23 protein-coding genes are annotated in these 20,910 nt (G+C 63.0%); 7 read left to right on the top strand and 16 right to left on the bottom strand.

What is annotated here, in order from left to right; genetic code table 11:
- The first annotated feature begins 29 nt into the window (after positions 1-29).
- Together ACYQ01_RS03865 and ACYQ01_RS03860 are read left to right on the top strand one after the other, a co-directional pair.
- The gene (locus tag ACYQ01_RS03865; protein ID WP_459932517.1) at positions 30-731 is read left to right on the top strand and encodes a DUF134 domain-containing protein; all 702 of its coding nucleotides are present in this window, start codon (positions 30-32) and stop codon (positions 729-731) included.
- A gap of 413 nt (positions 732-1,144) precedes the next feature.
- Positions 1,145-1,873 carry a Rossmann-like domain-containing protein gene (locus ACYQ01_RS03860; protein ID WP_459932516.1) on the top strand — a complete coding sequence of 243 codons (729 nt, stop codon included), beginning with the start codon at positions 1,145-1,147 and terminating at the stop codon, positions 1,871-1,873.
- A 272-nt stretch (positions 1,874-2,145) separates the two neighbouring features.
- On the opposite strand, the gene uvrC is transcribed toward ACYQ01_RS03860, so the two are convergent.
- A complete protein-coding gene (gene uvrC / locus ACYQ01_RS03855; protein ID WP_459932515.1) occupies positions 2,146-3,993 on the bottom strand; it encodes an excinuclease ABC subunit UvrC in 1,848 nt (615 codons plus the stop codon).
- A gap of 194 nt (positions 3,994-4,187) precedes the next feature.
- Here uvrC and ACYQ01_RS03850 point away from each other — a divergent pair, with 194 nt between their 5' ends.
- From ACYQ01_RS03850 to lysA, 5 genes are all read left to right on the top strand, one after another.
- Positions 4,188-4,661, top strand: a complete 474-nt coding sequence (locus ACYQ01_RS03850) for a TIGR00725 family protein (RefSeq protein ID WP_459932514.1) — start codon at positions 4,188-4,190, stop codon at positions 4,659-4,661.
- 6 nt (positions 4,662-4,667) lie between these two features.
- Complete coding sequence (locus ACYQ01_RS03845; RefSeq protein WP_459932513.1) at positions 4,668-5,180, top strand: HIT family protein; 513 nt, start codon at positions 4,668-4,670, stop codon at positions 5,178-5,180.
- Between the two features lie 150 nt (positions 5,181-5,330).
- Positions 5,331-5,684, top strand: a complete 354-nt coding sequence (locus tag ACYQ01_RS03840) for a LapA family protein (RefSeq protein WP_459932512.1) — start codon at positions 5,331-5,333, stop codon at positions 5,682-5,684.
- 161 nt (positions 5,685-5,845) lie between these two features.
- On the top strand, positions 5,846-8,533 hold the full coding sequence (mutS, locus tag ACYQ01_RS03835; RefSeq protein ID WP_459932511.1) for a DNA mismatch repair protein MutS: 2,688 nt from the start codon (positions 5,846-5,848) through the stop codon (positions 8,531-8,533).
- Position 8,534: 1 nt separating this feature from the next.
- A complete protein-coding gene (gene lysA / locus ACYQ01_RS03830) occupies positions 8,535-9,773 on the top strand; it encodes a diaminopimelate decarboxylase (RefSeq protein ID WP_459932510.1) in 1,239 nt (412 codons plus the stop codon).
- A gap of 399 nt (positions 9,774-10,172) precedes the next feature.
- On the opposite strand, the gene ACYQ01_RS03825 is transcribed toward lysA, so the two are convergent.
- The 15 genes from ACYQ01_RS03825 to ACYQ01_RS03755 form a co-directional block, all read right to left on the bottom strand.
- Positions 10,173-11,201 carry a tyrosine-type recombinase/integrase gene (locus ACYQ01_RS03825; RefSeq protein ID WP_459932509.1) on the bottom strand — a complete coding sequence of 343 codons (1,029 nt, stop codon included), beginning with the start codon at positions 11,199-11,201 and terminating at the stop codon, positions 10,173-10,175.
- Positions 11,202-11,515: 314 nt separating this feature from the next.
- Entirely contained in the window at positions 11,516-12,784 is a 1,269-nt protein-coding gene (locus ACYQ01_RS03820; protein WP_459932508.1) for a DNA-methyltransferase, read from the bottom strand.
- On the bottom strand, positions 12,781-13,125 hold the full coding sequence (locus tag ACYQ01_RS03815) for a DUF551 domain-containing protein (RefSeq protein WP_459932507.1): 345 nt from the start codon (positions 13,123-13,125) through the stop codon (positions 12,781-12,783). The genes ACYQ01_RS03820 and ACYQ01_RS03815 overlap by 4 nt, the downstream gene beginning before the upstream one ends.
- A gap of 82 nt (positions 13,126-13,207) precedes the next feature.
- Positions 13,208-13,408, bottom strand: coding sequence for a hypothetical protein (locus ACYQ01_RS03810; RefSeq protein WP_459932506.1), 201 nt, complete (start codon positions 13,406-13,408; stop codon positions 13,208-13,210).
- Between the two features lie 265 nt (positions 13,409-13,673).
- Positions 13,674-14,030 carry a hypothetical protein gene (locus tag ACYQ01_RS03805; RefSeq protein WP_459932505.1) on the bottom strand — a complete coding sequence of 119 codons (357 nt, stop codon included), beginning with the start codon at positions 14,028-14,030 and terminating at the stop codon, positions 13,674-13,676.
- Positions 14,023-14,631, bottom strand: a complete 609-nt coding sequence (locus tag ACYQ01_RS03800) for an ASCH domain-containing protein (protein ID WP_459932504.1) — start codon at positions 14,629-14,631, stop codon at positions 14,023-14,025. Before ACYQ01_RS03800 ends, ACYQ01_RS03805 begins: the two co-directional genes overlap by 8 nt.
- A 313-nt stretch (positions 14,632-14,944) precedes the next feature.
- Positions 14,945-15,196: a hypothetical protein gene (locus ACYQ01_RS03795; RefSeq protein ID WP_459932503.1), complete on the bottom strand. Its 252-nt coding sequence runs from the start codon at positions 15,194-15,196 to the stop codon at positions 14,945-14,947.
- Between the two features lie 92 nt (positions 15,197-15,288).
- Positions 15,289-15,579, bottom strand: a complete 291-nt coding sequence (locus ACYQ01_RS03790; protein WP_459932502.1) for a hypothetical protein — start codon at positions 15,577-15,579, stop codon at positions 15,289-15,291.
- A gap of 2 nt (positions 15,580-15,581) precedes the next feature.
- Positions 15,582-15,788: a hypothetical protein gene (locus ACYQ01_RS03785; protein WP_459932501.1), complete on the bottom strand. Its 207-nt coding sequence runs from the start codon at positions 15,786-15,788 to the stop codon at positions 15,582-15,584.
- Positions 15,785-16,642 carry a hypothetical protein gene (locus tag ACYQ01_RS03780; protein ID WP_459932500.1) on the bottom strand — a complete coding sequence of 286 codons (858 nt, stop codon included), beginning with the start codon at positions 16,640-16,642 and terminating at the stop codon, positions 15,785-15,787. The genes ACYQ01_RS03785 and ACYQ01_RS03780 overlap by 4 nt, the downstream gene beginning before the upstream one ends.
- On the bottom strand, positions 16,639-17,040 hold the full coding sequence (locus ACYQ01_RS03775) for a hypothetical protein (RefSeq protein ID WP_459932499.1): 402 nt from the start codon (positions 17,038-17,040) through the stop codon (positions 16,639-16,641). Before ACYQ01_RS03775 ends, ACYQ01_RS03780 begins: the two co-directional genes overlap by 4 nt.
- Positions 17,037-17,504 carry an ASCH domain-containing protein gene (locus ACYQ01_RS03770; protein WP_459932498.1) on the bottom strand — a complete coding sequence of 156 codons (468 nt, stop codon included), beginning with the start codon at positions 17,502-17,504 and terminating at the stop codon, positions 17,037-17,039. Before ACYQ01_RS03770 ends, ACYQ01_RS03775 begins: the two co-directional genes overlap by 4 nt.
- Positions 17,501-19,222 carry a DEAD/DEAH box helicase gene (locus ACYQ01_RS03765; RefSeq protein ID WP_459932497.1) on the bottom strand — a complete coding sequence of 574 codons (1,722 nt, stop codon included), beginning with the start codon at positions 19,220-19,222 and terminating at the stop codon, positions 17,501-17,503. Before ACYQ01_RS03765 ends, ACYQ01_RS03770 begins: the two co-directional genes overlap by 4 nt.
- 9 nt (positions 19,223-19,231) lie before the next feature.
- On the bottom strand, positions 19,232-20,056 hold the full coding sequence (locus ACYQ01_RS03760) for a hypothetical protein (protein WP_459932496.1): 825 nt from the start codon (positions 20,054-20,056) through the stop codon (positions 19,232-19,234).
- A 14-nt stretch (positions 20,057-20,070) separates the two neighbouring features.
- Positions 20,071-20,907 carry an ATP-binding protein gene (locus tag ACYQ01_RS03755; protein WP_459932495.1) on the bottom strand — a complete coding sequence of 279 codons (837 nt, stop codon included), beginning with the start codon at positions 20,905-20,907 and terminating at the stop codon, positions 20,071-20,073.
- Between the last annotated feature and the right edge of the window lie 3 nt (positions 20,908-20,910).

Below are 20,910 nucleotides of genomic sequence, written 5' to 3'. Positions count from 1 at the left end.
GCTCTTTTGAGCATACCAAGGAGACGCGCATGGCAAACCCTCGCCTGCTTCGGTGGGTGTCGGCAGTTCCCAAGGTCACCTATTTCAAGCCGCAAGGCGTCCCCCTCGATTCCCTTGCGGAAATAACGCTGTGCGTCGAAGAGTTGGAAGCCTTGCGCCTGGCCGACATGTTGGGTTTAACCGCCGAGGAGGCGGCCGTGGGCATGGGCGTGTCGCGCCACACCTTCGGTCGGATTCTGGCCGAGGCCAGGGCCAGGGTGGCCAGGGCCTTGGTGACGGGCATGGCCCTTCGCATCGAGGGCGGCCATTACGAAGTAAGCCCGGCGGGGGGCCATGCCGCCGAGGATCTGACTCCCGAACGGCGGCAGGCCAATAGCGCCTGCGAGAGGGCTGTTCGAAATGTGCAAACCATGGAGGAAGCGAGCATGCGACGAGGAGATGGAACGCAATGCGGACGTGGCGGTGGAGGCGGGCAGGGTCGTTGCGGCCAAGGTCAAGGCAGGAGCCAGGGCCAGGGCCAGGGCGGCCGGGGCGGCGGATCGTGCGGACAGGGACGCGGTTTCGCACGGGGCAAGAGCGAAGGCGCTTCGAGCGACGACAGTACGTTTTCCCAGGTGGATAGCGGGATGTGCCAATGTCCGCAATGCGGGCGGACCGCCCCCCACAAGCCGGGTTCTCCGTGCGCGGATATGCGTTGTCCGGACTGCGGGGTCGCGATGGTGCGTCAGTAGCGGCAAGTGCTCAAGGGGACACACGATGTCTGCGGTGACGCATCGTGCCCCTGGGGCGGCCTGAGGCTGTTTGCAAAGTTCGTTGCCGGGCTTTGCAAACAGTCCCGCGCGTAGAGGGGGCGGTCATGCTTGCTTCCGTTGAAAGAGCGCGAGGCCTGTCCCGGGAGTGGGGCGAGCGCGGATACGACCCTTGTAGGGACGCATGAAGTCGGCGGTTGAATGCCGCCGCGTACAAAACCAGGTCGGCTTGCGTGAGGCGTTGCCGGAATCCGCCGGGTGCATCGGGCGAGCGGGAACCGTTCGCGCAGGTTCTTTGGGCGGTTTCGTCTGGGGCGTCCGTCAGGAAGGGGCGGAGGTTCTGCCGCCTGACGCATGGACAGACGAACGCGAAGCCGTTCGAGAGGAGGAGGGCGATGGAGCCCACGACGCTGGAAACCGTGCAACGCAAAGCCTTGGAAATCTGGCGCGCGCACGACCTGTTGGACGAACCCGTGGCGATCATGGCCAGGACTCTGACCGTGCACGAGGCCATAGGCGACCCGGACGGGGACGACTTTCCCCTGCAAAAGGGCAAGGAACAGCTCATGGAGGCCGAGTTTCGCGGCGCCAAGGGCCAGGCATTCACGGATCGGTACGGCGACTTCAGCGGAACCCTGGCCGACGTGGCGCGCATGGATCTGGCGAACAACTTTCGCAGGGCCGTGTTCGTTTCGTCGCTCAACGCCAGCATGCGCTGGCTGGGACTATGCGACCGCACGGTGCATTGCCGCAACAAGGAGCCCGGAGAGTGCGCCGCCCTTTTTCGCGATCACATCGCCGAGCGTTACGGGAGTGTGCGCATTGCGCAGGTCGGTTATCAGCCCAAGATCATTGAGGCCTTGAGTCAACGCTTTCCCTTGAAGGTGTTGGATCTCGATCCCGACAACATCGGAACGGTCCGCCACGGAGCCGAAATTCTCGGCCCTGAACACACGGACGAAACCTTGGCCTGGGCCGAGCTGTTGGTGGTTACCGGCTCCACCTTGGCCAACGACACCATCGGTCGGTTTTTGGTGGGGCGTCCGGTTATCTTCTACGGGACCACCGTCGCGGCGGGAGCGGCCCTCATGGGGTGGGAACGCTTTTGCGCCAGGGCGCTTTGACGCGAGGCGCTCGGGTTGGGATTGTCTGGGCGTTTGGGCCGCGCGAGTGCGGTGTCCACGGAATACGCGCCGACGTGTCTTGCGGGTGAGGCTTTGTCGTCCCTGGTTGTCTTGCGGAAACGCATAGGCACAAGGCTTTTGCGCAAGGCCTTGTTGTGCGAGCCTCCGGCGGCCAAGGGGGCGAATCCCTTTGCAATCCCCTTCGGTTTCGCGATGACGGCTGCTGTGCGGGGGCATTGCAAAACCCCGGCATGGTTTTCAAGGACGCGACGCTAGCCAAGGGTCTGGAGCGAGTCGTGCAGGGCCTGGGCCTTTTTGAGGCCGATTCCCGGCAGGCGGGACAGATCCTCGACCGTGGCGGCGCGCATGGCTTCGACGCTCGGGAAGTGTTCCCAGAGAAGCTTGGCCGTCTTGGGTCCCACTCCGGTCAGTCCGGTGAGTTGGCTGGCCAGGGCCTTTTTGCGACCGGCCCGGCGCACCCTCCCGATGACGAAATCGTGCACCGCATCGCGAAGGCGTTGGAGAAATAGCAGTTCCTTGCCCCCGGGGCGCAGGGGCAGGGGATTCTTGCGGCCGGGACGAAAGATCCGATCGTCCAGGGCGTTTTTGCTTCGACCCGACTTGGCTATGGAGGCCAGTTCCCAGGCTTTCGGCGCACCGGCCTCGGCCAGGGCGCGCTCCACGGCCGCGAGTTGTCCCTTGCCTCCGTCGAGAAGCACCAGGTCGGCGAAGGGCGGACCCGAGGCCAGACGCCGGGAGGCCCAGGCGGCCAAGGCCGCGTAGTCGTCGCCCCCTTCGATCTCGGGCATGGCGTATTGGCGGTACTGGTCGGGCTGCAAGGCGCCGTTTTCGAAGACCACCATGCCCACCCGTGTCCCCTTTCCCCCCCAGTGCGAGACGTCCACCACCTCGATGCGTCCAATTTCGCGTCCCAGGTGAAGTTTGCGCCCCAAGAGTCCCGGCACGCTCTCGCGGGGGGCTTCGGCGCGTTCGCGTACGGCCCTGGCCGCGTTGGCCTGGGCCATCTCGGTGAGCGCCGTCTCCTCGGGCGTGCGCGGCGGTCCCAGGCGCACGAGTCCGCCCCGGCGTTCGGACAAAAGTTCCGCCGTGGGTTCGAGTTCGTCTTCCATGAGGGCCAGAAGCCGTTGAGGCAGAAGAACCCGGTCGGGCACAAAGCTCTCCGGGCGGTAGAACTGCACCAGGAAGCTGGGCAGGGCGGCGGGCAAGTCTTCGGCGTCGAAATCCGGCCAAAAGAAGCTGGCCCGATCCAGCAGTCGTCCCTGCCGCACGAAGAGCACGCAGATGCCCATGCCTTCGCCGGCGGAAAACACGTCCACGGCGTCCAGGTCGGCCTGATTGGGCAACACCACGGCCTGGCCTTCCACGGTTTTTTTCATGGCGGCCACCAGGTCGCGCAGCTCGGCCGCCCGTTCGAAGAGCAGGTCCTCGGCGGCCTGGTGCATTTCGCGTTCGAGCCGGCGGATCACTTCGCCCGATCGCCCGGAAAGAAAGGCCTCCACCCGGCGTACCAGCACGGCGTAGTCCTCCCGGCCGACCAAGCCCACGCAGGGCCCCAGACATTGGCCGATGGCATGGTACAGGCAGGGGCGCACCCGGTTTTCGAAACTCTTGTCCCGACACTTGCGCAAGGGAAACATGCGCCCGAGCTCCCGCCATGTCTGCCGCGCGGCCGTCGCGGAGGTGAAGGGGCCGAAGTAGACCGAGCCGTCGCGCACCACCCGTCGGGTGAAGGTGATGCGGGGAAAGTCGTGGCCCTTGCCCAGCTTGAAGAGAATATAGCTTTTGTCGTCGCGTAGCACGATGTTGTAGCGCGGGCGGTGCTTCTTGATGAGGCTCGCTTCGAGCAGCAGGGCCTCTTTTTCCGTCCCCGTGACCAGCACGTCCACTCCGGCCACTCGGGAGACGAGGGCGCGCGTCTTGGGATGGGAAATTTCCCCCCGAAAATACGAAGACAGCCTGGCGCGCAGGCTCTTGGCCTTGCCCACGTAGAGCACCTTGCCCTGGGCGCTTTTCATGAGGTAGACACCGGGGTCCGCGGGAAAGTCCTGAGGCGAAAAGGCGAACATGGCCGCCTTGTGCCTTGAAGAACGAGCGTGCACAAGTCCTTTCCCGGCTTGCCCTGAACCGAGTTGGCGTGTAACACCCTGCTTGCGTCAAGGGACCGCGCCAGCCGTGGGGTTCGGCCGATCCGCCGGCCGCACGCGACTACCGATGGCCCGCCCCGTGTTCACACGCGGCGCTTGGCGCGGTCTTCCCACTGGTTCGTTAAAACCCTTGGAATTCTTGAGGTGGCATGGGACGTCCCTATCGGGTGAGCGTCATCGGGTCCGGTTCCTGCGGGCCGGAAACCGAAGCCTTGGCCGAGCGCCTGGGCGGACTCATCGCGTCCCGGGGATGGCTTCTGGTCTGCGGCGGTCGTTTGGGCGTCCAGCGGGCCGCCTGCAAGGGAGCCAAGGCCCGGGGAGGAACCACCCTGGGCATATTGCCCGGGATCGATCCCGCCGAGGCCAACGAATTCGTGGATTATCCCGTGGTCACGGGCCTTGGGCAGATGCGCAACTTTCTCGTGGTGAAAAACGGCGACGTGGCCGTGGCCGTGGAAGGCGGAGCGGGCACGCTTTCCGAGATCGGATTGGCGCTCAAGTCCGGGGTGCCGGTGATCGCCCTGGGCCGCTGGTCCGGCCTGGAGGGGGTGACGGGGGTCGCTTCCCCGGAAGAAGCCGTGTCCCGCATTCTGGACCGACAAGCTCGCAACAAGAGGATCTGACACTTCGTGGACGTTTTGTGGGCGCCCTGGCGCATGAATTACATTATCGGCCCCAAGCCCGACGAGTGCGTGTTCTGCGTGCCGTCCCACACCGGGCAGGACCGGGAACGGCTCATTCTTGGCCGGGCTCGCCACTGCTACGTGATCATGAACAAGTTTCCCTACAACTCCGGCCATCTCATGGTCACGCCCTACCGGCACGTCAGTTGCCTGACCGAGCTCAGCGTCGAGGAAAGCCATGAGATGATGGAGGCCCTGCAGGCGGTGACGGCCATTTTGTCCGAGGCGTTTCGGCCCCACGGCATAAACGCCGGGCTCAACCTGGGGGAGGCGGCCGGCGCGGGCATCGCCCAGCACCTGCACTTTCAGGTGGTGCCGCGCTGGAACGGCGACAACTCCTTCATGGCCGTATTCGGGCAGACCCACGTGATTCCCGAACTGCTGGAGCAAACCTATGACAAGTTGCTTCCGCGCTTTTCCGAAACGGCCCTTTTCGCCGACGCCGGAAGCGGCAAATAGGCGGATGATTCTTTGGATGCGGCCGGAAGGCGATTCGGATCCGACCGCAGGGGGATGCGCCGTGCGCCGGCTTTTGTATTCGTACGAGCTTCAAGGGGCGCAAATCGGCGCAGCGTTTGCTCCCGGAACAACACCTAATGGGAGGCGGTCATGCGGTTTGTCAAATTCACCTTTCTTGTGCTCTTCTTTCTGGTGTTCATGGTCTTTTTCATCCAGAACAACGGCCAGTTGAGCACCGGTCTGGAGTTGCGGTTCGACCTGTTCATGTTCGCCTACAAGAGCCAGCCCATCCCGTTTTATTTGGTGTTGCTCATTTTTTTCACGTTGGGAGCGCTTTTCAGCACCGTGTTTTTCGTCATCGACCGCATTCGTGTGGACCTGACCCTGCGCAAGGCCCAAAACGAGATCGGCGAGCTCAAGAGCGAGTTGACCTCGCTCAAGGCCAGCCAAACCCCGCAGGTGCTCTCCCCGCCCGTGACGCCCGAACCCGCCCAAGAAGGGTAGCGCGCCGGGTGCACCGCGCGCGGTGACACGAAGCACCGTCGTCGACGCCAACGAGGCGACGCGTTCCATGTGGCGTTTTTCTCCGGAGAGACCGCGGGGCCGCGGGCAAATATCCCGCGGTTTTTCCGGCAACCTGTAATCCTCCGATCGGTCGTCATTCGATGAACACTCCCAAGCTTACCCCCATGCTGGAGCAGTATCTGAGCATCAAGGGCGAATACCCTGACGCCTTGCTCATGTATCGCATGGGCGACTTCTACGAGATGTTCTTCGAAGACGCCGAGACGGCCGCGCGCGAACTGTCCATCGCGCTCACCTCGCGCGACAAGCATTCCGGTTCTCCGGTGCCCATGTGCGGAGTGCCCCACCACGCCGTGGGCGGTTACCTGGCTCAGCTTTTGGAAAAAGGCTACAAGGTGGCCATCTGCGACCAGGTGGAAGACCCCAAGCAGGCCAAGGGGCTGGTCAAGCGTCAGGTGACCCGCGTGCTCACTCCCGGCACCGTGGTGGAGGACGCCAACCTCGAAGCCAAGCGCAGCAACTTTCTCAGCGCCCTGTTTTGGGACGAGGCCGCCCGATGCGGCGGCTTGGCCTGGATCGAGTTCTCCACGGGCGAATGGTCGGGGCTTTCCTGCCGCGACCAGGCCCAGCTCTGGCAGTGGGTGGAAAAGCTCGGCCCGCGCGAACTGCTTTTGCCCGATATGCAGAATCCGCCTCGTCATTTTTCCTCCCTGGGCGTGCAGATCACCCATTTCGCCCTCAAGCCCCATTTCGATCTGGGCGCGGCCACGCAGAAAGTCTTGTCGGTGCAGAACGTGGCCGGACTCGACGCCCTGGACCTGGCGGACAAGCCTCAGTTGGTGCGGGCCATGGGAGCCCTCGTCACCTATCTGGAACAGACCCAGAAGCAGAAGTTCGGACACCTGGGGGCCTTTCGCCCGGTGAATCTTTCCCGGCATCTCCTGCTCGACGAGGTGACCGAGCGCAACCTGGAGATTTTTCGCCGCCTGGATGGTCGGAAAGGTCCGGGCACCCTGTGGCAGGCCCTGGACCACACCGTCACCCCCATGGGCGGACGCCTGCTGGAAACGCGGCTGCGTCAGCCCTGGGTGGACATGGACCCGATCGTGTCCAATCAGGAGGCCGTACGCTTTTTCTACAAGCAGGACCATCTGCGCGAAAGTCTGCGCCAGGCCCTGGCCGGTATCCACGATCTGGAGCGCCTTTCCACCCGTATCTTTCTCGGCCGGGCCACGCCGCGCGACTTCCTGTCCCTGCGCGAGACCCTGACCTCGCTGCCGGCCCTGATGGCGCTTTTCGAAGAGGAGCAAGCCCAGCGCGATCCTCAGGAAACGGCGCCCAAGCTCCTGGACGAGCTGCTGGCCGCCTGGGATCCGCTTGAAGACGTGCGCGAACTGCTCGTGCGCGCCCTGGCAGACAATCCGCCCCTGCTCATCACCGAGGGCGGACTTTTCAAGCCCGGGTACGATCAGACCCTTGATGAACTCATCGGCCTGACCGAGCACGGCGAATCCAAGCTCAAAGAACTGCTTGAAGCGGAGCAGGCCGCCAACAATCTGCCCAAGTTGCGCCTGGGCTACAACCGGGTGTTCGGCTACTACTTCGAACTGTCCCGGGCCGGTGGGCAGGAGCCGCCCGCCCATTTCGCCCGTCGCCAGACCCTGGCCAATTCGGAGCGCTACGTCACCGACGCGCTCAAGAAGCTGGAAGACCGCCTGCTTTCGGCCAGTGAGCGTCGCAAGAGCCTGGAATACCGTCTTTTCGGCCAGTTGCGCGAGTTGGTGGCCGCCGAACGTCCCCGTTTCAAGTCCGTGGCCGCCGCCTTGGCCGGACTCGACTACTGGCAGGGTTTGGCCGACGCGGCCCGCAAGTGGGAGTGGACCCGTCCCACCCTGCACCAGGGCCTGGACATCGACATCCAGGCCGGGCGCCATCCCGCCGTGGAGGCCGTTCAGGGCGCGGCCAACTATATTCCCAACGATCTGGTGCTCGACGACGAACGGCGCATCCTGCTCATCACCGGCCCCAACATGGCGGGCAAGTCCACGGTGCTCAGACAGTCGGCCATCATCGTCATCCTGGCCCAGATCGGGGCCTACGTGCCGGCCACCAAGGCCCGCATCGGGCTCACGGACCGCATCTTTTCGCGCGTGGGCGCTTCGGACAATCTGGCCCAGGGCCATTCCACCTTCATGGTGGAAATGATGGAAACCGCGCGCATCCTGCGCCAGGCCACGCGGCGCAGCCTGGTGATCCTGGACGAGATCGGCCGGGGCACCTCCACCTTCGACGGCCTGGCCCTGGCCTGGGCCGTGGTGGAAGACCTGGCCGGTCGCACCCGCAAGAACGATGCCCGCGACTGTGGCGGCATTCGCACGCTTTTCGCCACCCACTACCACGAACTCACCCAGCTCGAAGGCAAGATCCCGGGGCTGCGAAACGTCAACATCGCGGTCAAGGAGTGGCGCGGGGACATCATCTTTTTGCGTCGGCTGGTGCCAGGGCCTTCGGACCGCAGTTACGGCATCGAGGTGGCCAGGCTGGCGGGAGTACCTTCCCGGGTGGTGCAGCGGGCCAAGGACATCCTGGCCGCACTGGAAAAAAAGGCCCGCGACGCAAGAGCCTACGCTCCGGCCCCCCCGCCCAGACAGACAAGTCTTCTGCCGGACAGGACGGACGCGTCCTCCGGCGATTCCGGAAACGAACACCCCCTGGTGGAGGAATTGAGGCGCATCGCCGTGGACTCCCTCACCCCCATCGAAGCCCTGAACATCCTAAGCGGCCTCAAGGCCAAATGGTGCACGGACCAACACCCGAGGAGAAGTTGACATGCATTACTTCGAGTACAAGAACGGCGAGCTCTACGCCGAGGGGGTCAAGGTCCAGGACCTGGCCGATACCTACGGAACGCCGCTGTACATCTATTCGGCGGCCACCCTGCGCAGGCACTTCAAGGCCTTCGACTCGGCCTTCGAGGGGTTGCCCCACCTGACCTGCTATTCGGTGAAGGCCAATTCCAACTTGTCGCTTCTCAAGATTCTTGCCGAATGCGGAGCCGGCATGGACATCGTCTCCGGAGGCGAGCTCTATCGCGCCCTGGCCGCCGGGGTGAATCCGGAGAAGATCGTATATTCGGGCGTGGGCAAGCGCACCGAGGAAATCCGTCAGGCCTTGGAGGCGGGGATCCTCATGTTCAACGTGGAGTCCATGGGCGAACTCGAACGCATCAGCGTTCAGGCCTCGGACATGGGCAAGGTGGCGCGCATCAGCCTGCGCATCAACCCCGACGTGGACCCCAAGACGCACCCGTATATTTCCACCGGGCTCAAAAAGAACAAGTTCGGCCTCGACCTGGAGCAGTCCTATGCGGCCTACGCCCGGGCCATGACCCTGCCCGGCGTGGACCCCGTGGGCATCGATTGTCACATCGGCTCGCAGCTCACCACCATCGAGCCCTTCCTTGAGGCCCTGGATCGCCTGTCCCTGTTCCACGACCGACTCAAGGGACTGGGACTGCGCATCGAGTACCTCGACCTGGGCGGGGGGCTTGGCATCACCTATGACGAGGAAGAGCCGCCCCATCCCTCCGTGTTCGGCCAGGCCTTGACGAACGTGCTCAAGGACTACCCCCTGACCCTGATCCTGGAGCCGGGACGGGTCATCGCCGGCAATTCGGGCATCCTGGTCACCGAGGCGGTGTACACGAAAAAGACCCCCAGCAAGGATTTTGTCATCGTGGACGCGGCCATGAACGACCTTGTGCGTCCTTCGCTCTACGGGGCGTTTCACACCATCAAGGAAGTGACTCCCAAGGACCGGCCCAGCCTCAACGTGGATGTGGTGGGCCCCATCTGCGAGTCCGGCGACTTTCTGGCCCGGGACCGGGCCCTGCCTGCCGTGGAGCCGGGCGAACGTCTGGCCGTGTTCTCCGCCGGCGCCTACGGCTTCACCATGTCGTCGAATTACAACTCGCGCCCCCGGGCCGCCGAAATCATTGTGGACGGGGACACGGTGATCCTGGCTCGCCGGCGCGAGACCTACGAGGATCTGATCGCCCTGGAAAAATAGGTCCGGTATCGTCTCCGCGGCCTAAATGCCGGTCGGGCCGATGCAGAGTCGGCCTGACCGGACGTATCCTTCTGCGCGGGACGCGTGACGGCTCGGAAACGCGAAGGCGTCGCGTCACGGACGGGCGCCATGAACATCGGGTCGCGGCGGCAGGCGGGGAAAGGTGCGAGCGGGATGCGGGGCGCATACGCTTCGGGGCGAAACGGTCCGGTTCGATCACGCTCAGGAAACGTCTTGACTCCCCCCCTAGCCCCCGTGTATCAAGCGTTTCCGCCCAATCGCCAGCATAGCTCAGTTGGTAGAGCAGCTGATTCGTAATCAGGCTGGCGATGAGATATGGCGGGGCTTCTCACTGTATGAGTATGCAAACGGTATGCAAAGGGCTCCTTTCGAGCCCTTTTATTTTTTCCCGTCTTCCAGGTCGATAGGGCCGCCACGAATGACTTTGAGCGCGGCCTGCTGCCTGGTCCCCGTGACGTGAGCATAAATCTCGACGGCTCTGCGGTCGGTGTGCCCCAGGAGGTCGCCAATGGTGGCGTCATCTATCCCGCCTTCCTTCAGCAGGACGGCGAACGTGTGGCGCAGCTTGTGTAGGGATAGGTCGGGATATCCGGCGGCCCTCAGCTCCTCTTTGGCGATGTCGCTGATGGTGTCGGGATGGTCCCAACGGTCGAAGACCCTCCCGCCTTTCTTGGGGCCAATGGATTGGAGGACAGCCTTGAACATGGGGTGCATGGAGTACCATTTGTGCAAATGTGCTTTGGATTTCTCAATCAAATACTCTTCGGCTTCCATGTTTACGTTTTCCCACCGCAGCCCTAGAAGTTCGGTGCGTCGACGGCCGGTGTAGATGTAGGCGGTGAGCAAGCGTCTTCTGTCCACATCCGAGATTTTCCCCAAAAAACGCAGCACATCTTTCGGATGGATGAAGACTGGAGGGCGCTTCTCTCTGGGCTCTTCCTTGGCCTTCGCCAGAGGATTCGCCTTGATATAGCCCCACTCAACGGCCTTGTTGAGGGCTGCGCGGGAATGTCTCACGTAGCAGCTGATGGATGCAGGACGCAGGCCCGACTTTTTTGCGTCGGCGCGCATGAGGTCGACGTGTCGGGGGGAAATTCTGTCGAGCTTGCAGCTTCGGCCGGCGTGATGGATGAGCTTTTCGAGGGCTAGACGGTTCGCCCGGAATGTGGATCGTTCTTGGGCGCTCTCCCCCCAAGCCGTAAATTCGTCGTAGAACTCTCCGAGCGTCTTTGCGCACTGACCAGTTATTTCGGCCAGGCGTCCGGCTAGGGCTTCTTTTTTGAACAATGCGAAGGCACGCTTGGCTTCGGACTCGTTCTTTGTCTTGAGCGAGCGGTGTTTCCCCCGTTCGAACTCAATGTAGAAGACGCCGGAAGGTTTTTGCCATAGCCTCATGCCCAGATTCATCTACGCAATCCCGCCAAAATGGCAAGCGCCTGGGCTTGGGTCCGGCCATGGTGAGCGTCTATGGACTCGCGGTCTACGAGGTAGTCCCCTCGACCGTTTTTAACCTGATCGAAACTGTACATGCCCTCGCGCAAACGTTTTTTCATAGTGTTTCGCGACCGACACCCAGCCCAAAGCATGGCCTCCCGAAGGGTCAGCCAACGCTTTTGGGCGATGACCGAGATGTCTAGCCCGACCGAATTTGAAGCCACATTCAACTCCGCTTTAATCGTCCCGGCCCGCGTTAAACTTTCTGGCCGTTTTGTTTAATTGGATCACGCGCCCATGGCCATGCGGGCCAGGCGCAGGTTGTCCATTTTTTCGTCAATGCGGCGCTGGGCCATGGCCGCGTACTCGGGGTTGAGCTCGATGCCCACGAAATCGCGGCCCATGGTCAGGGCGACGAGCGCCGTTGTGCCTGAACCCAAAAACGGGTCGAGCACCACGGCCGGGCGGGTTTCGCGCGTCGCGCAGATGCAGCCCGGACGCCAGCCGGTGGTGGTCGTGTGCGTGGTGCCACGAGGCGTTCCAGCCCACCCGCTACTCGGGTCGAGTGAGCCCGGCCGGTGATACGCACGCTCCTCGGAAACATCCTGCTGGCGTATGAAGGTCTTCTCGACCTCCCGCACCCAGGGCGCGCCGCACTGCGCGCACACGCCGCGCTGGGACGTGCCCGCCTTGATGCACGGCTCGACCAGTGCCGGCGGAAACGTCGCGAAATGCGCGCCGGGGAATCCACCGACAGGGATAGTCCAGACCGAGCGCAGGTTGCGCCCGGCGGGATTGTTGTAGACTTCGGCGTAGCGATGGCCGTTGCCGTCGTGGGCCATGGATCCGTGCGAGCCCTGAAGCGTCCCGGCCTTCATGGCTTGCTTGCGCAGACCTTTGTGCTCTGGCTGGCCGGGGGCTTTGGGAGCGACGGAAAGCGTTCGAGGGTGGTCAGGCCATTTCGACGGCACCCGCACGGCCTCGGCATCGTAGAAATATTTGGCGCTCTTGGTGAGCAGAAAAACGTACTCATGCGCCACTCCGGGCCGGTCGGTGACGCTTGAGGGCATCGGGTTGGGCTTGGACCAAATGATATCAGACCGCAGCCACCAGCCGTCCGCCTGCAGGGCCAGGGCCAGACGCCAGGGCTGGCCCACGAGGTCCTTGGCCTTGAGGCCAGGAGTTTGGGAAAGGCTGCCCGTGCCGCTTTCGCGCTTGGCGGCCGCTGCAATCAGGCGCGCGGCGCAGCCCGACCGACCGGCCACCCCAGACTTGCCTTGTCTGCCCTGCGCGCCCCACGAGCCGGCGTAGCTGTCCCCCATGTTGAGCCACAGCGTGCCGTCGCGGCGCAGCACCCGCCGCACTTCGCGGAATACGGCCACCATGCGGGCCAGATATTCGTCGATCGTGGGCTCGAGCCCGATCTGCCCGGCCACGCCGTAATCGCGCAGGCCCCAGTACGGCGGCGAGGTGACCACGCAATGCACGGACTCGTCCGGCAGGCTGGCCAGCATGTCGAGCACGTCGCCGATCAGGATGCGGTTGCGGTAGTTCACTCTTCCCCCACTCGCTCGTCTCCGGCGCAGGCGTATTCCCGGCAGGTCTCGGGCCGCACGTCCACCGGCGGATCGGGCAGGGGCATGAAGTGGGTAGGGGGATAGAGGCTGAATCCCGTAGCGTCGCGCCAGCGCCCTCCCTGATACGACGCCTCATGAACGAAACGCTCCAGCCAGGGCTTCCCCCTGCGGAACCCGGTGATGAGGACGGGAGTTTCGTCTGTCGGGGCCTCGTCAATGGAGCGCCAAGCGCTCCCCGTGTCGTACTCGCGACACGCCGCAATAAACCTTTCGTCGTCCAGTATTGTGAGCAAGAGCGTCAGCGCGGACGCTTCGCTCACAACGTCTCCTCCTGGTTCGAGGAAACGCGCAAGCACGGATTGTGATTGTTCAACAGCCGCTTTGTAGGGGTTTATTCGTTTATTACTCATGGCTGTTTTCTTCCCCGAAAACGGCCTCATTCTCCCGCACCATGCGCTTAATCGCCTCGGCGTGCTCCCTGGTGTGCACACCGTAGAAACTTGCCACTGTGATGTTGAGCTTTTTTAGACCGCTCATGTTCGGTTTATCCAGGCGTTTTGTCATGGCAACATCGAGCCTCGTTCCGAATTGTTGAAAGAACATCACCGTCCTCCTACAGCCTTTAACGCAGCACACGCGACAGCAACAGGCATAATTTTAGCAGATGCGGTGAAAATTCTCCCCCGCTTAAAAAAGCGTGCCACATGTTCATGTCTTGTGCTTCGCGTAGAAAGCGTCCAACCGTGTTCGAACATGTACGTGGACACCTCCGACTGTATTTGAGTATCTGTTACAAACCAAAATCGTGGGGCACTTTCGTCTGCGTCCTTGAACACATCGCGGCATAACACACTGCGGAATTCCTTCCCTATGTGTGTTGCTTTGCTAAACATCCCCAGACCCTCCCTTCGCCTTCTCCACGGCTTCCCGCAGCGGCCAGGTGGCGTTCGGCCTTCTCGGCGCGGGCGCGGAGACGCACCACCTCGTCAAACGACGCACTCTCCGCACCTCCGGCGTCGTTTGTGTAGCCCAGGGCCGCAACCCCACATGCCGCCAGTCGAAGGCGTTCGTGCTCAAGCTCCGCTTTCAGCCGCTTCACCTCGTCCAGCAGGGCGCGGATGTACTTCGCAGGCCGAACCTTCTCGTCACTGTCCCATGGACTTTCTTCCGTCCGTAACCATGCGTCTATTTCGGCCAATTGTTCCTGTGTCATGCGTTCATCCATGGTAGTCCTCCAGTCGCTTAAACGTTATGGGCCACACCCACGGGTTGTCTTTGACGTGTGGACCATGCTTCGCGAGGGAGTCCCAATAATCGAAAAACTCAACTCTGGTGCTGAACCCCTCCGCCTTTGCGCCCTCCTCGCTGATGTCCTGCAACCGCTCCACGCGAACTTCCTGCACTTCAAGAAAGATTCGGGCGGCCCAGCGGGGCATGTGGATGGAAGGACGCCACTTTTCTACGTTCGCTTCGGGATCAGTGGCCCGGTATGCCGTGTAGGTCGGTTCAATAATGTCCCCGGTGGGGGTAATCTCGGCCCGCCTGGTCGCTTCGCCAAAAGCCTCCCGCACCCACAGCACGTCCCCGGGCTGGCCGTAAGGGCACTGGAGCCCCTTGTGAAACCCCTTGAGCGTTTCGTTGTTGAGCACTCCGGTCCCGTTGAACACCCAGGAGTCAGGCCCCCAAATGCTGTGAAAATCCACTTTGCGCACGGACTCAGCCATGAACCCGGCAGGGAACTTCACCACCCGCCGCGTCATTGTCTTCCTGTTGTTCAGGATGCCCCGCACTTCGTCGGGGCGAAGGGGTATGGGGCGTTTAGCCATGGTTCACCCACTCTATAGACGTGCATCTGTCGCATTGTTTAATGGTGGCCATTGTCACCTCTCCACCATACTCTTGGCAAATGCACAGGCGTCATATTTAAGATCAAAAAGCAACGGGGCACCGTACTTTCCGACATAATGCCAATGGTCGCCTTTTTTTGGCTTCACCTTTACTCCCCATCCGCAAGCGTTGTGTTTCGTTATATGAAACCAGCGCGTTACTTTCGTCTTGTACATTCCACACCTCCAAAATCCTATGCTCCTCGCCTCATCTGGCCCCACGATTGCTCGCGGGGGCAGGGAGGGGAGGAGGTTAGATCCGTTCGTAGGTGGCTTCGAATATTTCCGGCTTGCAGGGGTAAAGCTCCCCCTGGACGCCCTTGATGATGTAGTCGCCGCACTGCCCGAGCATATTGCCTTCCAGCGTTCGGATCGTGACTCCCTTCTCATCGAACACAAGGCCATCTTCCCCGCCATTCATGCGGCAAATTTCATCAGCAGTGTGCGGGGACCAATCAAACCGCACGGCCTCAATCACGACAGGCTTCTTTCTGTACATCGGCATGGTATTTCTCCTTCTGTTACCGGTTCCTCACCTCATCTCGGACCGCCCAGGACGGGCGGCCAGAGGGAGGCGGGGAGGGTCAAGGCTGTATGTCAAGCCGGCTCAAGACGGTTCAGTCGGGGCCAGTAGAGCTTCGCCTGACGTTTTCCGTCTCCAACCAGCACAAAGTAGCTTTCGGCGGGACGCCCGAACCGCCCGTCAAATTGGCACTTGAAGTCGTCCCGCTTCCCTTCGAGGTAGAGTTGGCTGCGCAGTTTGGGGATGACCTTCCAAGGGTCTTCGTTGGGGGCAAGGACGTAGACGACCGTCCCGGTTTTCCACGTCCAACTCCCTTGTGCGGAAGACGTCCACGTCACGTTGTCGCCCAACCTGAAGGAGGCCATGGCTACGCGCCCTCCGCTTTTTCATCTTGCTCCCGATCCCACTCCGCGCAGGTCCGCTCAATCCTGGCCGTAAGCTCGGGCTCGTCGACGATGAAAATTCCAAAACGAAGCGTCCCGTCCTTTTCCCTTCCAATCATGCTGGCCTGCCCGGCCCCGAGTTTCCTGCAAATGGCCAGCGCTTGCCCCATGGTGGTGTTTATGTTGATCACTCCGCACCTCCCGCCGCCATCAGCGGCATATTCTTGGCGTATTCCTTGGGCGGGATGATGTTGGCCTTGGCGTCGAAGTAGAGTCGGCTTCCGCACACGGCTGGCGGGGTGTCCTCGTTGACCTCGCAGGTGATGATGGCGGCCATGGCCTCGGACGGCAGGCCGCTGGCCTTGTCGAACGTGATGGTCAGCAAGGCCTTAACCTTAGCCTTGTAGCTGGGATCGTCGCGGTCCACCGCGTCCGTGATGACCTGTTGCAGCTTGCGTCTCAGGTCCCGCACCAGGCGGCCACGGTCGATTCCGGCTACGATCAGGATGTCAGCCAGGCTGGCCTTGTACTCGTGGTCCGTGGTCAGGCGATGGATCTCGCCAAAGGCCCCCTCCAGCTCGGCTTCGAGCTCCCGCACGCGATCCTCGAGCTCGAACACCTTCGTCCAGGCAACCACCTCATGCACGTACGGCGTGGGCCAGGACCGGGGATCGTCGAGGAAGGCATCAACAACCCGACCGCAGGCGCGCACCGACTCCGCCCGGGCGGGTTCTTCGGGCATGGGAGGCGTGGCCACGGCCGGAGCGACCTTCTCGACAGGCGGGGCTTCCACGCCGTTCTTCTCGATCTGCTTCTGCGCCCACTTCAGGGTCGCGTCGCATTCCTTGACGCTCCAGCGGTCGAATGGCTTGGAGCGCTTGTTGTTGGCCTCCTCGAACAGCCCCACTCTTTCCAGGTAGGCCCTGGTTTCGGCGCGCTTGGCTTCGGCTTCGGCCTGGCGCTGGGCGGCCTCTTCCTTGCTGGGACGGCCGGGTCCGGCCTTGCCCCCGACAACGGTAAGGTGTTGGGCAGGTGCAGCGTTCATGACGTCTCCTTCGACATGGGTCGTCCGCACACCGGGCAGTGCGGGTTTGGTTTGAACTTGGTCCGCTTGTGCATGCGCTCCAGCCAGTCAGGCCCAAGGTAGCGCGCCATCTCCTCGTCCGTGGCCCCAAGCATCTTCAGCATGTGGTACATCTCGATCCAGCCATCCTCGCAAAGCCACGTCCGAAACACGGTCGGAGCATCGCAGGGTGAAACCAGCACCCGTTCTCCGCTGGCTGGCATTTGCTGGAAGTAGGGGAAGCGGCGCACATCCTCGGCGTCTGCCGCATCCCAGCAGGCGCGGACCAGGGCTTCCACCTCTTCGCGGGAGAGCTCATTGAAGGGCTTGCCCATGATGCCCTGGTCCTGCAGGTGCTGCGCGAGACGGGGGAGGTTCACGCGAGCACCCCCTGTGTAATCGCGTCCTGCGCTCTCACGCTGGGCGCGACATATTCGACAGGGAAGAAGCCCAGCCGGCCCTTGCAGGCCATGAACGCCAGCGGCCGGGCGTCGGCGAGAACCCAGTGCCAGTGCCCGGGCATGGCCCAGGGCGACGGGTGGTTGCGAACGCAATCGACGATGGTGGCCACGCCCACGATGCCGCCGGTCAGGTCCTTGAGCATATTGAGGGTCAGGCGGTCGGGCAGGGTGTGGCCCGCCCCCCAGGCGATGGACACCGCATATTCCGTGGCGGCGCAGACCTCGTCCATGTTGAACCAGGCGCTGGCGTGGATGAGCACGGGCCCGCGATGTCGGGTGTGCCAAGTGCGGTTTTCGACATCTTTCCCGCCGTTGCAGATGAACCAGGCCCAGGGCTGACGAACGGAGACAGCGACGGAGGGGAAGGAGAGGGAAGTGGTCACGCCGCAACCCCCAGGGCGCGTTCGATCAGCGCGCGCTGTACCTGGAACTCAAAGTGGCAGGCGGCCGAATACTTGGTGAAATTCGAGGCCCCGAGCAGGTCCTGTTCGATGACGTAGCCGAACCTGGCCAGCATCTCGATCTGCTTGGTTGTGGCCGGCTCGTCGAGCCAACGGCGGCTTTTGCGGGTGCCCCCGTCCGTCTCATGCTCGCGGAGGTAATCGTCAGCGGCGGCCATGGCCGGGAGCCGATCCGAGACGGCGATGCGTTGCAAGCCGTGGCCGCCCTTGACCTTTCCCAAGGCGTGCCAGGTGTCCCCATCCGCCGAGAATATCCCGGCCCAGGCCTCGAACCCTTTGGCGATCATGGCCCGACCAGACCCGAACAGATCTGTGTAGCGGAACGGCGAGGCGTCGAGGATGTCCATCTCCGTGAGTTCCACCTGTTGGATGGTCACGCCGTCGTCGGCCCCCAGGCGTTCGAACCGGAAACCGCAGAGCGGGCAGGTCTTCACGTTGGCGGGGACTTCCGCCCCGCAGCCCCTGGCCCCGGTCGAATCCGGCACGCGATAGTTGTCGCTGTCCTCGACCGGGCAAATCTTGATGATGGCCTCGCCTGGCTCGCGCTCGACGTCATCCTTGAGCAGTGCGTCTTGGGACAAGTCGCCGTGGTTGAGCAGCGACGTCCCGAAGTCGAGGATGATGCAGTCCCGTTTGACCACGCCCGGGTGCAGGTTGGGATCGACGGTGCGCAGGCCACGCCCGGCCATCTGGATCAGCGGCCCCTTGGCGCTGGACTTGCGGAGCAGGACCACGCACGAGGTGGGCTGGGAATCCCACCCTTCGGTGAGCACCATGACGTTGGTGACCACCTGAATTTCGCGGCGGTCGAACCGGCGCAGGATCATCTCGCGCCGGGAGTCCTGCAGGCCGCCATGGACGCACTCAGCGGACACGCCCGCCGACCGGAAGGCCGCGGCTACGTCTTCGGCGTGCTGAACGGTCGAGCAGAAGATGACAGTCTGCCGGGCGCCGGCCTTCTCGCGCCAGTGCCGGACCACTTCGGCGTTCACGGCCACGGTGTTGAGGATCTTCTCGACCTCGACCTGGTCGGCCCAGTCCGAGACGTTTCCCAGGGCGCGCAAGGCGTCTTGAGTACCGCTCACGTCCACCACATAGGCCACGGGGCGAACCAGGAAGCCCAAGGCGACGAGTTCGCGGATGGTGATTTGATCGGCCACGTTGTCGAACACCCGGCGCAGGCCCTTCTTGTCGGATCGGCCCGGGGTGGCCGTGAACCCGGCCACCATGCACTTGGGGTTGCGCGCCTTGACCGCCTCAATGATGTCCAGCCAGGTCTTGGAGACGCAGTGGTGCGCTTCGTCGAGCATGAGCAGGTCGATTTCAGGGATGCCGGCCAGGTGCCGGTGGAGCGTCTTGTCCATGGCGAAGGTCACGTCGCCGCGCCAGGACTTCACGTCGGACGTAAACAGGCCAACCTTCGCTCCAGTGAGGACTTTTCGGTACTTAGCGAGATTCTGGCTGACGAGCTCCTGCCGGTGTTGCAGGACCAGTTGGCGGCCGCCGATACGGCCGCCAAGCATGGCCATCATGATGCTCTTGCCCGCGCCGGTGGCGGCCACGGCCAGAGTGTTGCCGTGGCCAGCCAGGGCGGTGCAGGCCTTGTCCACAAGACGATTTTGGTACGGTCTGGCGATCATGGAACAATCCTAGAACGGCACGTCGTCCATGCCCGAGGCTTCGGAGGGGAAAACATGCTGACCGGTAGCCGGGGCCTGCCCTTGTGCAGCACCGTAAGAATGGGGCTGTTGCCCAGCCGGTTGGCCCTGGGCCGGTTGAGCCCAGTTAGGGGCGGCAACGCTCTGCTGAGGCTGCGCCTGCTGGGCAGGCTGCTGGCTGGTGGCCGGCGGAGCTCCCCAAGCGGTAGGGGCGGCAGAGGGGGCCGGCTTCTGATGGTTTATCGGGGCGGTCCAAGACGGAGCAGCACCACCGGTAACCTGGGGGATTTCGGGCAAGGGCTTATCGGAAATGAACTCTCCGCCGTTCATGACCGAGGAATAGACTTCGTGGTCTGGGGTGACGATCTTCTTGATCTGATTGTTGACGTACTGGTCACCCGCCCTAGGCTTCGCGCAGCCAACCACGATGCCAAACATGACGCCGTTCAGCTCTGCCCAATCGTTGAGCCTGCGTCCCTGCATAGCAGTCGGGCTTTGATCGTCGGGGAGAATGTTGCGCGATGCCTCGACGATGGCGCGGAGCTTTTGCCCGGCGATCTTGACCGCCTTCATGCCGCCCTCGGTCTGGGCTCCCACGCCAAAATTTTCCCAAACTTTGCGGCCGGTGTAGGTACCGGCCAGAACCTCAAGCTCACCATCCAGATATTCGAACCCGGAATCCGCCCGGCAAATCAGAGGATGAGACCCTGGTTTTTTGGGCTGCCTGAGATTCAGCCGGACCAAAACGATGGAGTCCGGAGGGATGGCCCCGACGACGTCGCGCTGCTGCTCGCAATCGTTGAAATCAATGACCATGACACACCTCCTGCCTACGCGGCGTCGGTTTGGGGTTGGGGCTGCGTCTGCTGAGCCAAGCTGGAAGGCAGCGCGTAGCGTCCGTCGGTGGCCGTAGCCAACGCCTGGTGAAACCCGGCCCAGGAGCGGTCCTGGCCGATATAGATTTCATGCGGGAGGCTCCACCGGTTCTTGGCCACATAGGCCGGGCGCTCGTCGGTGTAGAGGACGCGCTCACCGGTGCCGACCGCACGGAACTTGTCTTCGCCCTTCGCCCCGCCGTCCTTGGTCTTGATGGCCTGGCGGCGATAGTTGGCGAACAGGACCATGTCGGCCCACTCCTGCCAGAGCGCCCAGGCCCGCTTGTGGAGCTTGATCTGGTAGCGGTCGTAGGGCTCGCCGTCCGGCGGGTCATGGCGCTTGATCTCGGCGTGGGCCACCAGGACGATGGCCATGCCGCGATTGAGGCGCAGGGAGTCGAAACCGCCCATGACCATGCGCCAATCGGCGTCGGCTTCGACGTAGCCCTTGCCGTAGCCGGCCTTTTCGATGCTGGTTATCTCCAGCCGGGCGCAGGTGTTTGCCCAAACAATCGGCTCCATCCAGTCGAGCGAGTCCACCACAAGAGTGCCGTACGGGTGGTCTCCATGCAGGGCCTGGATGGCCTCAATGATCTCGGACATGGACGTGACCAGGCTGGAAAACGTCGGCACGTCGATGGCGGCTGCGCCATCCTCAACGCGAAGCAGGATGGGTCTGTCGAACGTGCATGCGAACGTCGTCTTTCCCAGGCCCTGCACCCCGTAGATGAGCGCTTTTTGCGGGCCGAACGTCGCCGCAGCGCTAGTGATGGTGTCAAGCGAGAAGGTCATGGC

This window comes from Fundidesulfovibrio butyratiphilus (assembly GCF_054657235.1).
The sequence above is the reverse complement of the archived record's forward strand: the minus strand, read 5'-3'. Positions and strand labels throughout refer to the sequence as shown.